General features: G+C 44.8%; 8 protein-coding genes and 1 other annotated feature (1 of these 9 running past the window's edge). All 8 genes read left to right on the forward strand.

The genetic code is table 11. The features are described 5' to 3' along the window. The first annotated feature begins 89 nt into the window (after positions 1–89). Positions 90–1,841 (forward strand): ABC transporter ATP-binding protein, encoded by a 1,752-nt coding sequence (locus tag GON05_RS14975; protein ID WP_157319842.1) that lies wholly within the window; start codon positions 90–92, stop codon positions 1,839–1,841. Further along, on the forward strand, positions 1,828–3,630 hold the full coding sequence (locus GON05_RS14980) for an ABC transporter ATP-binding protein (protein ID WP_157319843.1): 1,803 nt from the start codon (positions 1,828–1,830) through the stop codon (positions 3,628–3,630). The genes GON05_RS14975 and GON05_RS14980 overlap by 14 nt, the downstream gene beginning before the upstream one ends. A gap of 312 nt (positions 3,631–3,942) precedes the next feature. Further along, positions 3,943–5,613, forward strand: a complete 1,671-nt coding sequence (locus tag GON05_RS14985) for a pyridoxal phosphate-dependent decarboxylase family protein (protein WP_157319844.1) — start codon at positions 3,943–3,945, stop codon at positions 5,611–5,613. Positions 5,614–5,618: 5 nt separating this feature from the next. Next, the gene (locus GON05_RS39925) at positions 5,619–7,397 is read left to right on the forward strand and encodes a methyl-accepting chemotaxis protein (protein WP_157319846.1); all 1,779 of its coding nucleotides are present in this window, start codon (positions 5,619–5,621) and stop codon (positions 7,395–7,397) included. Between the two features lie 242 nt (positions 7,398–7,639). Continuing rightward, the gene (locus tag GON05_RS14995) at positions 7,640–8,332 is read left to right on the forward strand and encodes a response regulator transcription factor (protein ID WP_157319847.1); all 693 of its coding nucleotides are present in this window, start codon (positions 7,640–7,642) and stop codon (positions 8,330–8,332) included. Beyond that, positions 8,325–9,881: a sensor histidine kinase gene (locus GON05_RS15000; RefSeq protein WP_246239156.1), complete on the forward strand. Its 1,557-nt coding sequence runs from the start codon at positions 8,325–8,327 to the stop codon at positions 9,879–9,881. The genes GON05_RS14995 and GON05_RS15000 overlap by 8 nt, the downstream gene beginning before the upstream one ends. 181 nt (positions 9,882–10,062) lie before the next feature. Next, the gene (locus GON05_RS15005; RefSeq protein WP_157319849.1) at positions 10,063–12,297 is read left to right on the forward strand and encodes a GDYXXLXY domain-containing protein; all 2,235 of its coding nucleotides are present in this window, start codon (positions 10,063–10,065) and stop codon (positions 12,295–12,297) included. A gap of 59 nt (positions 12,298–12,356) precedes the next feature. After that, positions 12,357–13,241: an EamA family transporter gene (locus tag GON05_RS15010; protein WP_157319850.1), complete on the forward strand. Its 885-nt coding sequence runs from the start codon at positions 12,357–12,359 to the stop codon at positions 13,239–13,241. 48 nt (positions 13,242–13,289) lie between these two features. Then, positions 13,290–13,293, forward strand: a binding site (T-box leader) (it continues 217 nt past the right edge of the window).

A 13,293-nucleotide genomic window follows, 5' to 3' on the forward strand; every position in this document is an offset into this window, starting at 1 on the left:
TATACTGTAGGGGGACGCCTAGCAAGATACAAATGTTCCTTCGGAATACTTATTATTCCAGACAACAAGTATTAGGAAGTGATGTCGTTTTGAAGTCAACTAGGTTATTAATTGATTTCCTGAAACTGAAATGGCCGTTGTACATCGTAGCCGCATTATCAATCTCCGTAGGCAACATTGTATATTCGTATTACCCTAAGCAGCTAGGCGCATTTACGGATCACCTTAAGGTTGGGGGCTTGAGTAGAGATTTAATTGTGACCTACAGCGTGCAGCTCTTGATTATTGGTATAACATTCGGTGTTTTAACAGCAATTGGACAGTATTTGATTATGCGAAACGGAAGACGATTCGAGTTCGTTGCCAGAAATCGATTGTTTGATCATTTTACACAGCTAGGGGCTACTTTTTACTCCAAAAATGGTGTCGGCAAGCTGCTGAGTTATGTGATGAACGATGTGACCGTCATCCGGGAATCGATTTCGATGGGAATTAACCAGATTGTGAACTCGGCGATTTTAATTATTGCGGTTGTCGTGACCATGCTTTTCAGTTCAGTTCCGTTGTATTTAATTCTTGTAAGTGTTCTGCCACTATTGCTTATCCCGATTCTAAGTGTAAAATTTCAACCTATTATCAAAAATCGTTCCTTACAGGTTCAAGAGGCTTTAGGTAAAATGACCGAGTCAGCCGAGGAGCAGTTTGGCGGCATCCGTGTCACGAAAAAGTTCGCGGTTGAACCGATCATGATTAACAGGTTCAGTACAACGGTGGATCGGATTCGCGACAACCAACTAAGACTGGTTCGTCTGTCTTCCCTATTTGAAGCATTAATTCCGTTTCTGGGCGCAATATCGCTTATTATCGCGATTGCATTTGGGGGCTATTTGACGATTCATGGTCGGATTACGATTGGGAATTTCGTTGAACTAACGCTCTACATACGCATGATGGTCAACCCGCTTCAGCAGATCGGACGTGTTATCAATGCCATGCAGCGGTCCAAAGCATCGCTTGAGCGGATCAATGAGCTGCTTGATTTGAAATCGGAAGTTGCAGAGTCAGAGCTGGCGCAACCTTCACACCTCGATCAAGAGGGAATTCGGATTGAGCACTTGTCCTTCGCTTACCCCGATGATGAGGATGAAGTGCTCCATGATATTTCGCTAACGATTGAGCCGGGTAAATCGATTGGCATTATCGGTAAAACAGGAAGCGGCAAATCCACGCTGGTGAAGCTGATGCTGCGGATTTATGATCCTCCTGAGGGAACAGTTTACATCGGGGATACTGACATTCGGGATGTGACCTTGGAAAGCCTGCGCAATCAAATCGCCTATGTGCCTCAAGAAGGCTTTCTGTTCAGCACAACCATCCGGGACAACATTGCGTTTTACAAACGGGAATTACCGCTTGAGCAGGTAGAACGCGCCGCCAAAAATGCGCAAATCCTGAACAGCATTATCTCCTTCCCCGAGAAGTTTGAGACGAAGCTGGGAGAACGCGGGGTGACTTTGTCAGGTGGTCAGCGCCAACGCACGAGTCTTGCCAGAGGCATCATCAAGGATTCACCGCTCATGATTCTGGATGATAGCGTTAGCGCAGTGGATTCTGTAACAGAGAAGCATATCATCGATACGATTCGTAAAGAACGTTCCAACAAAACGACGATATGGATTGCCCACCGGATATCGGCATTAAAGCATACGGATGAAATTATTGTGCTCCACGAAGGTCGAATTGTTCAACGCGGCACACATCAAGAACTTATTGCGCAGGAAGGCTTGTACGCCGAGCTTCATGCGATACAGGAAGGGGGCAGCCACGATGTCGCGGAGTAAAGAGAGCAGCACCACTGAGCCGAAAGCGGTGAAAACGTCCTTCCGGGCTTTATCCGTTTATGCCAAACCACATTGGTTGACATTTGCAGCCGTTCTGGTGTGCGCCTTGATGGGGATCGCTGCTGACTTGTTTCAGCCCTATCTCGTAAAGATCGCGATCGATGATAACTTGATGATCGGGAAAAATGATTATCACGGACTGCTGATGATTTGTCTATTTTATGTAGGACTTTCGGTAAGTTCATTATTTTTCAGTTACCTGCAGAACAACTTGCTGCAATTCGCCGGCCAAAGCATTGTAGCTAAAATCCGTAAGGATTTGTTTCAGCACATTTTCAAACAGTCGATGTCGTATTATGACAAGACGCCTAGCGGGAGTCTCATTACCCATGTATCCAGCGATACAGAGACACTGAACCAGTTCTTTACGCAAGTCTTGTTAAGTCTGGTGCGCGACGGCATGACCTTGATTTTCATCATCGTGTTAATGTATCATCTGGATCCAACGCTAACGTTATACAGTATGATCGTCATTCCAATCATAGCGATTATTGCTATAAGCTTTCGTAGATACATGCGCAAAACGTATCAGCTTTCCAGGACGCGATTGTCTCAAATGGTAGCTTATGTGGCTGAAAATTTATCAGGCATGCATCTCATTCAAGCCTTTCACCAAGAGAATGAACAAATGAAACGTTTCGTAGATCGCAATTCGAGCTACTTTCAGGCAAACTTGCGGGAAATCCGCACGAACGTGTTGTTTAATCGCTCTTTTGATATTTTAGGGAATCTTTCCGTAGCTTTTATCACTTGGGTCGGTGGAATGGCCGTATTTAATAAAACGATTGAGTTTGGTGTGCTTTATGCGTTTATTACGTATATTCGGCAGTTTTTTCAACCGATTAATAATATCACGCAGCAATGGAATACGCTTCAGTCTACCACTGTTTCCATGAACCGGATCTGGAACATTTTTGCTACACAGCCGGAAGTCAATGACAAGCAGAATGCCAAAACGATCCCGCTGGCCAAGGTCAAAGGCGAGATTCATTTTAACCATGTGAAGTTTGGCTATTTGAAGGATATCTCCGTGCTTGAAGATCTAGAGCTTCGCATTGAACCCGGCGAAATGATCGGGATTGTCGGCACGACGGGAGCGGGTAAAAGTTCGCTTATTTCCTTGCTTTGCCGCTTTTACGATGTGCAGGAAGGAAGCATCCGGATTGATGGCACGGACATCCGGGATATTGCGCAAGCGAATTTGCATCGTATGGTCGGGCTGGTCCAGCAGGAACCCTATTTATATGCAGGCAGTATTCTCGATAATGTGCGGATGTTTGATGAATCCGTTGCTCGTGAGGATGTCATCAAAGCCTGCCAATTGGTGGGCGCTGACAGTTTGATTACGAGGCTGAAGGATGGGTACGAGACGCGGATTTCGGAAAGAGGAAGCGGTTTGTCTGCGGGGGAGAGACAACTGATTTCTTTCGCGCGGATCATTGTTTTCCAACCGAAAATATTGATTCTCGATGAGGCTACGGCGAATTTGGACTCTCAGACGGAGCAGCTGATCCAGACGGCCCTGCAGATTGTTGCTGAGGGAAGAACAACACTTGTGATCGCCCATCGGATCTCCACGATTATTCATGCGAATCGTATTCTGGTTATGAGCCAAGGTCAAATTGTAGAGGAAGGCAATCATTCTGAATTGCTTGCTCTGCATGGCTATTATGAGCAATTGTACTTGCATTCTCACGGGAGTATGGACGCGGCGCAATCCATTTCTTAGTCTAAGTCGACACAATGATATTAATCATAAAAAAGCTTTATCACGTTCCTGATAGGAATGCTGATAAAGCTTTTTTTATCCTTCTTATTCTACCAATGGTTATTAAATGGTAAGGGTTCAACTATATAACAAAAGTACTATATAAGTATAATAATTGGTAAATTGTGTTGTTATATTCAAATTGCTGTACTATACTATTGTATAAAAATGTAAGGTTTTTGTCGGCTATTGTCGAAAGAAAGGGGTTTTGCCTCAATTGGACGTTTTTCTGCCTATTTTCTTTAAACGATTCTATCGATAGGAGAGGAAATTATGAGAGAGAGAAGATTGCCAGACGTACAGAGATTGTTTCCTAGTGAAAATGGTAACCAACAATCACGCCAAATGATGATGCGATTCTTTGAACAAATTTTGACCGGGGTCGATGGGCTGAAAAATCCGGATGGCGTCAACCTTAGAGGTGAAAAAGACCGCACAGACCGCTTTTACAACAACCTCATCCAACAAAGCGCGATCCCCTCTGAAAGCATGCCGATGGAGGAAGTTAACTCGGAGTTATTGGCACTACTGCACAATCATCCATATCATACCAAATATTTTCTAACCAATATTTTGCCGATGGCCAGTATACCGGGCATTGTAGGTATGCTTGCGGCATTCATGGTGAACGGCAACAATTTATGGGATGTATACGGTCCAGCGGGTGCCGAAGCGGAAGTAAAAGTTATCAGCATGATGTCGAAATTAATCGGTTATGATGCCATGAAAAGCGGTGGCTACACAACCTGGGGTGGTCAGGGAGCTGTGTTCTCAGGACTGCGTATAGCAATTGCCAAATATGCTCCAGAAGCCTTGCAGAAAGGTGTTCCCGACAATTTGTACGCATTTTGCTCCGATGCCGCCCATTACAGCTTATTCAAATCTGTTGAGGCCACGGGAATCGGAACCGATAAATTAATCCGTGTTCGTACGAAGGCTGACAGTTCTATGGACGTGAGCGACCTGAAGCTTAAGATGGAAGAGGTCATCGCCCTAGGTGGGATCCCGATTTATATTGTCGCTACAACAGGTACGACGGATGCCATGGGGATTGATGATTTGGAGATGATCCAGGCTACAGCCGGCAAGGTTGCTGCTCAGTTTGGGCTGTTAAGACCTCATATCCATGCGGACTCGGCGTTAGGTGGATTTTTTGCTTTCTTCCAAGACTATGATTTCTCCGCCAATCCGCTAGCGTTTAAAGCCGAGGTATTGCAAGCCTTACAAGTTATACATAGCCGGATGAAACATCTGCATTTGGCGGATTCGCTTTGCTTTGATTTTCAAAAGCTGGGGCAAACCCCTTATCTGACTAGTCTCTTTCTTGTCAAAGAAGCCGCGGATCTAACGTTGATGGACCTGCATCCGGACGAAACGCCATATGTCGGGCATCGTGGTTATGGCCAGTATCATACAGGATATACACTGGAATGCTCTCGCATGGCTAGCTCAATCAGTATTTACAGCGCTCTTCTTGCATTCGGCATTCAAGGGTATCAGCAGCTGTTAGCTCAATTCGTTGAAGTTAATCTTGCCTTCCGTGAGGCACTGCGTCTGGAAATTCCGGAGGCTGTTATTGTGAATGCGGATAATCCTGGTATTATCACGTTATTCCGGCTTTATCCAGAGGGTGGCTCCCGTTTTGAGGAAGAGGTTTCGGGGGCTTGTTCGCTAAGTGAGATTGATCGTAACAACAAGTTTAATGAAATTTTGTTTGAAATTCTTGGGAAGCAGCGAGACCGCATATTTTTCGGCGACACCAAAAAGCACTTGCTAGTGCCAACGAAAGAGGGGAGTTTTACAGCTTTATATGCAACCAAAATTTTCGTGATCTCCCCTTATACGGAGGTTAAGCATGTACCGGAAATTGTGCAGTATTTGAAAACATTCGTCGCACAGGTTTTTGAGAAATATGCTGAAGCATCTACGATAAGCGGGAGGTAACACAAGTGGCTACGCATAAGCAAGCTCTGACATATAAAGGGAAACTTTTCAATACGAAAGCAGTGAACTGGATCCGTGAACATATTGCCGTCAAAATGACGCTCAGCATTGTTGTGCTGTTGTTAGTTGTCAGCTCGGTATTTTCATTGTCCGGTTACTGGGTGAGCAAAGGTTTAACGACAAAGCTTGAGGATCAATTTGTTCTGCGATTAACGTCAAATATTCAAAACGTATCCAACTATTTGGCCGTCATTCCTGAGCGTCCTGAAGATATAACGGATACCAAACATCCAGGTTACCAGCGAATAAAAAAACAATTCGAGGAGTTCAAAAAACATGACACGTTGGAGAACGTGTATGTATTGACCAGAACGCCAACGAAAGATCAGATCGTCATCCTGACGGGCGTTGACGATGATTACGGAACCGAATACCCGTTTACGCCGGAAATGAATGAGGCAATCGCGCAAGACAAACCCATGATTAGCAATATTTATAAAGATGAATATGGCATTCATAAATCGATATTTGTACCGCTGAGAAACAAAAATGGTGAAAACGTCGGCATTATTGGTATTGATTTGGATGCGAGCGTTATATCCAAAACCTATCATGAATTATTCTGGACGATGCTGAGCATAACGCTTATTGTTTTGGCTATTGGCAGCTTGATCGCCTACTATATTAGTCGGAGCGTAACCAAACCGGTCGTTCACCTCATGCATGTCACAGAGAAGGTCGCTGCGGGGTACTTAACTGAACAAGTCTCCATTGCGCGAACCGATGAGATTGGTAAACTGGCTGATTCCTTTAATGTGATGCGCAAGAACTTGGAATCGCTGATCCGCCAGATGTATGATTCCTCGCATATCATTACTCATACGAGTGAGCAATTGTATCAATCTGCGGATGAGTCAAGCTCAAGTGCAGGACTGGTTGCAGTTTCTATGAACAGCATGTATGACGGCGTGGCGGAAGTTGTAAGCTCCATATCAGAGAGCACATCATCCATCGTTGAGATCAACTCCGAACTGACGGAAGTCACGACGGAAGTCAAAGAGATGCAGGAGATGGCGCATAAAGTTGGGGCACATTCGGTTGACGGTCAGCAGCTCGTCGAGAAGACGCTGCATCAGATGAATGTGATTCAGCAAGAAATGAAATCGTCGCATGAAGCCGCTCTTCAATTAGGCAATCGTTCGAAGGAAATCGGAGCGATTATCAACATTATTACGGAGATCGCGCAGCAGACGAATTTGTTGGCCTTGAATGCTTCGATTGAAGCGGCTCGCGTTGGCGAGCAAGGCAAAGGTTTTGCCGTTGTTGCCGGTGAGGTGAAGAAGCTGGCAGAGCAGTCATCGAAAGCCGCAAGTTCGATTACGGAGCTTGTGTCCGGCACGCAAAAAGACAGCCGTCTGGTCATGGAAAGCATCGTCCAGGGGAATCATGCTGTCGAGCAGGGGCAGACATGGATTAATGATACATATGAAAATTTCAAAGTTATTTTCAATGGTATTTCCGTGTTTTCTGAGCGGACTGATAACTTGTTGAATACACTGGAGAGAGCGGTGCGATCATTCGAGATCATTTCCCGCGTGATGCACAAAATTTCGGGCATTACCGAAGATCAGTCTGCCGGGTATGAGGAAGTTGCGGCTGCTGCGCAAGAGCAAAGCGCTTCGATCGAAGAGATTACAACGGCAATTCGCCAATTAGCGGAGATGGCGGTGGAGCTGCAAAAGTCGGTGAAAAGCTTTAAGCTCACTGAGCCACAGCACAAATGAAAAATGGACTAACCAGCCTTAGGGCTGGTTTTTTTATATGGGTTCTAATCAAATAGAGAGCTGGCGGCATTTTAAGCGTAAGATCCCTGAAGTTAAGAAAATCTTAAGAATTATCTCCATAATCTGTTAAGATTCAGTGTCTATACTAAACCTCATGATAGCTATTAACATTTTGATTGAATTTACGAGATCAACTTGATACGTTTAGTAACACAGAAATGAGGTAAAGGAGGAAATCCGGCATGGCACAACCTACAATACTCCTAGTCGACGACGAGAAAGAAATTATAGATATGCTTGCCATTTATTTGAAAAATGAAGGATATCAACTGCTTCGAGCATCAGATGGAGCAGAAGCCCTTCAGGTTCTTCAGAAGGAAGAGATAGATCTTATCGTTCTCGACATTATGATGCCGAAAATGGATGGGATCGAGGCTTGCTTAAAAATCCGAGAGCAAAAAAATATGCCGATCATCATGCTGTCTGCAAAGAGTCAGGATATGGATAAAATATGGGGCTTAAGCTCAGGGGCCGACGATTACATGAGTAAACCATTTAATCCGTTGGAGCTTATCGCTCGTATTAAGTCTCAGCTTCGCCGCTACACTAGGCTTAACGTACCTCATGTGAACAAAGACCACGAGTTCGAAGTGGACGATCTAACGATTAACACACAGACGCATGAAGTCAAGCTGGAAGGTAAAGAAATTAAGTTAACCCCAAGGGAATTCGCTATTCTTGAGCTGTTAGTCCGCAACCGAGGGATGGTGTGGAGCTCGGAGAAACTGTACGAAACCGTATGGAAGGAAGCCTACTATGACTCTGATAATACGGTCATGGTACATATCCGCAAAATTCGCGAAAAAATTGAATCAAATCCAAGAACTCCGAGATTTATAAAAACCGTTTGGGGGGTTGGCTATAAAGTTGAATAAACGTTACAATATCGATCCTTACGCTAAAGTAAACCGATTTCGATTTACCTTTTTTCCCTTTAATCTTATTCGAAAGCTGATTATTTTGGTTCAGGCGCTCTATAAAATTACGATGGGGCAAATTGAGCGAAGTATAAGAATGCAGTTGATGATAACCTTTGTCGTTTGTTTGTTGGCGGGACTTCTGACTTATGGTATTTGTTCTAATCTATTCGGAGAAATGAGGCAGACGGCTGTAATTGATTATAAATTCGGAATTGAACGAATAGATAGTGAAGCCCGAAGCCTTGTTAATGAACTATCAGCCCTCCAAAATCAACGGGATTTGCCCGGTAGTGAAGATTCGGAGAGGAATCCCGAGTTCTTCGAAAATCATGTTAAGGGGATGAATGATCAGAAGTTCAAAGTTCTAATAACGGATCTGGAAGGTAGAGTCGTGTATCGAAGTCAAAATGCGGCGGAAACAAATGTCGAAATTTACAATGTGATCGGCAACGCGATGAACGCGAGGACGGAACAGGATTATGGCCGAAAAGAATTTTCGAGTTTTTACCCTGTCAACTATAGGGGACAAAAATCTTATCTGATTGTCTCCGGCATCCCGGAACCGCACATTACGTATCAGAAAGGTGAAAGTCCGCTGTCTCTCTTGAGTGCTGTTGCTGTTTTTATCCTTTTGTTCTACTTCATGACGCAAAAGAAAATGCGCCACATTGAGGAATTGGCTGGTGGTCTGCGCATCATTGCAACCGGGAATTTGGATTACCGCGTCATTGAACGTAGTCAAGACGAGCTTGGTTCTCTTGCCCGAGATTTGAACTTTATGGCAGAAGATTTGCAGAAAAAGATTGAGGAGGAAAGAAGAAGTGAGCGTTTGAAGCGCGAGCTGATTACCAATGTTTCTCATGATTTACGCACGCCTCTGACGCTCATCATGGGGTATTTACGGCTGCTGCATGATAAAAGCTACGAAACACCTGAGCAGGCGGCTGGGTATATTAGTATTGCTTATCATAAGTCCGAAAAGCTGAAACTACTTATTGATGACTTGTTCGAGTTCACGAAGTTATCCAATCGCGATGAACCTCTTTACAGAGAAGGGGTAGCAATCAACGAGCTATTGGACCAATTGCTTGAGGAATTTGTCACATTGGCTGAGGAGCAACAGCTTACGATCAACCGCACAATCCCGAAGGAGAAGCTGTTGGTTCGTATCGATGTGGATAAAATGATTCGTGTCTTTGAGAATCTTCTGGGAAATTCCCTGAAGTACAGTTTGAAGCCAGGGGCGATTACCGTTAGCCTGCACCATGATTATCGGTATGTCACTCTACAAGTTAGCAATCAAGCAGAAGTGATTAGCGATGACGCTTTGCATCAGTTATTTGATCGGTTCTATCGGGTTGATGCTTCACGATCCTCCAATACCGGAGGCTCCGGTCTAGGGCTCGCGATTGCCAGAAGTATTGTGGAATCGCACGAAGGTGCCATTTGGGCTGAGCAAAGCAACGGACAAATTCATTTTTTCGTGAAATTAAAGCTTGTTTAATGAAATAATCAGCCGATTATTGCCCCAAAGGCAAAATTGGCTTTTTTCTTATGATTTTATAGTCAAGATGCGCTATGGAGCGTTAATAAAGGCTAATGATGGGGTACTAGGAATAGTTAGTACTTCTCAAAACGTATAACTCAAGTACAATGAGAATTAAGACGAGAGGGGGTTATGCATCATGAAATCGAAATGGATTACGATTCAATTAGGCTATGTGCTGGGAGCCAGTTCCCTGCTAACGGCCATTGTATATTTTTTCGCAACCAACTGGGAGCAATTAAACCGCTGGGAGAAGTTTGCGCCAACTTTTCTGCTTATTCTCGGCTTCTATGGATTATCAGTTTGGCTTTCCCATCAAACGGGTCGGCAATTTCTAAGTAGGCTTAGCTTGTTTGCAAGCTGCGTTTCCTTTGGTGTAGGAGCGGGGCTCATTGGGCAGACCTACAATTCTCATGCCGACAGCTACACGTTGTTTGCGGTCTGGTTTATTCCGGCCTTTCTTTTTGCCATATGGACGAGGTGGCAGCCCTTTTACATCCTGTCGTATATTCTTGGGCATTTGGCTTATTGCTTTTACTTTTTTCCTCATTGGCAAGGCGGATCGGATTCGGAAGGTGTTCGAATTACGATCTGGGTAGGCTTAGCAATTGTGAATGGCATTATCTATTTGTTAACAGAACGTGGGAAGCTGAACTCTTCGTTTTTGAAGTGGATTTCATTCCAAGCGGTAATAGGTATTCTGCTCGTGCTTTCAAATTCGTACGCATTCGAAGATTACGGGGTGTTCATGAATCTGCCCTTGATTGGAGCTCTTGCGGCAGCGGTATGGTACTCACATAAAATGCGCAGCAAAGCTTATCTCTTGTTCTCAGGCTTATGGATTTCAGCCACGATTACGTTTAAATACATCGAACTCGTCGTTCGCCATTATAATGAGCTTTTTTTCATCATCAGTTTGCTATTTGTGATTGTATTCATCGGTGCCAATGTGAAGTTCATGACATTTATCCGGGCATGGCAGCCAGCCGAGAAGCCAAGGAATGAAGTACTCGATGGTGAGGCAGGAGAGGACGTTAAACCGGAAGGTGATTTTACCAAATGGATTGTGCGTGTTCTTACGGTTTCCGTCGTTATCATCGGATCGCTGTTAGGCAGCCTGACGGTTATCGGGATTGTTACGTTGGTGCTGGGGTTTGAGAACCCTGAGAATGTGTTGATGGGTTTTGGACTTGTTGTTGTAACGAGCATGATCTTTTTGAAAAAGCTAAATGCGTTAGTGAGGTACACCATACTCATCAGCGGACTGCTTCTTGGAGCGGGAGCGGCTGTGTTTGCAGAAAATATCCCCGTCCAATTCGCTTTCTTAGCGCTTACAATCGCCGCGTTTATCTACATTGCCGGGATGGTGCATCGCATTTTTTTCTTCCTTGCGGCAATTTTGATCACAGCTGCGATATTAACCAATTGGCTCAATAGCAGTGTTGTCATTTTGTCAGTGATTACGGGCTTATTGTTCGTCCTGTTTGCAGGCGGGCAGGTCATCCGGAATGCTGCAGTTAGGCAGCCGGTGCTCTATAGCAGCTATCCATCTTTTCTTTTCACATTGTTTGTGTTAACTTTCATGACCGAATCTGCTTGGTATTATGTCACCAACGCCCTGTTCTTTATCCTTGTCGTGCTTGCCTTAGTCGTTAGCAGGCAGCTACACAGCCGTTGGATTTTCGCTTGGTCAATGGGGTTCTGGACAGCTTTCCTCGTGTACAAATATTATGATTTAGCCTGGAAGCTGCTGCACAAATCGATTACTTTTGGCATGATTGGCATCTTGATACTGATCTTTACCGTTTGGTATGAAAAAAGGCATCGCCTTGAAGCTGCCGAACCCGAAACTGCTGCTGGAGCAAACGTTAAAGCGAATCGACTCCTGATTGCCGTGCTAGTGCTGCTGCAGATCGCAGCCATGTCGATACAAATTGGCAAAAGCGAGTGGCTGCTCTCTCATGGACAGCTCATCAAACTCCAGCTTGAACCGCTGGACCCGCGTTCGCTCATTCAAGGGGATTATGTGCGCTTGCGCTATACGATTTCTGAGCCGCCTATTTCCGATATGAAGAACGATGATGTGACATCTAAAAAGAAAATCTCTGTCGTGCTCGCTCCGAACACAGCTACAGATGTGTATGAATTCAAACGTGTCTATACGAAAGGGGAAGAACTTGCCCCAGGAGAAGTGCGTATGAACGGTACTCGAAGAGGGTATGAGGGGATCGATTATGGCATTGAAAATTATTTCATTCCAGAAGGAACAGGCCGTACCTACGAGCAAAACGCCAAGTTTGCGGAAGTGAAAGTTTCTGCGGGCGGAGATGCGATTCTTGAGCGCCTTATACTGCAACAAAGTGTTGTTCAATAAAGATTAATGTGGTAAAATTACCCGATCTTTGCAAGAAAAAGAGAGGGGTAGCTGTTCGGATGTGGCTCATGTATTCCGTACTTGCGGCTTTCAGTTTCGGGCTGCGAGGCATTCTGTATCACTGGTCCAGCCAGCAATCATTAAACCGGAATGTGCTGCTATGCGGCACATTTTTCATGGGGGCGTTAATTAGCGGCAGCTGCGCCCTCCTTTTACATCAAGCTTGGACCGTGACTGCGCTGATTGGCGTTCAAATGGGGCTGTTTTCTTTCGGGGCCAATGCCAGTATGTTCAAAGGTTTTGCCGTAGGCAAAGCGTCATTGGTCGCGATCCTGACCGGTTTGCCTTCCGTCGTTGTGGTATTCGTTGCGTATTTGATTTGGGATGAACGGCTTAATATTATGCAGTTTCTAGCCTTTGTTATTATCGTTATCGGAATTTTAGTCGTGCGTTACTCCAATGACATTACGCTCAAAAATTTGCAAGGCGCTGGCTGGGGAGCGCTGGCCTTGATTCTTTTTGCCGCCAATGACTTGTCTAGTAAGTGGACGACCTTGGTCGCGGCCCCGCTGTTTCCAACGTTATTCTGTATGTTTGCTACCGGAACTGTTTGTTTTGGACTGTGGTGGTTGCGGGATCAGAAGCGAAGTAATCATCAGCAGTCTACACAGGTAAAAGTGGCAGCCACCACAGGTTGGACGGAACGACGGACTTTTTTATTCGGGATGATCGTGGGCATTACGAATGTGGTTGGCATGATTTTCATCCTTCATGGATTTGATCATGGCAAGGCAGGCTTGGTTTCGGCTGTTGTCGCATTGAATGTACTGATCGTTCTGCTGTACACGCGATTTGTCTTGAAGGATAAATTTTCAAAGATGGAACAGTCTGGATTGGCTTTGGCCTTTATTGGGATCTTAATGATGAAGGTAGTTGCCTCTTGACAACTCCAACATATTGAAGTAATATTCAGTCAATTCATAACTTGATATGTAA

The organism is Paenibacillus anseongensis, assembly GCF_009757995.1.
GTDB lineage: Bacteria > Bacillota > Bacilli > Paenibacillales > NBRC-103111 > Paenibacillus_E > Paenibacillus_E chondroitinus.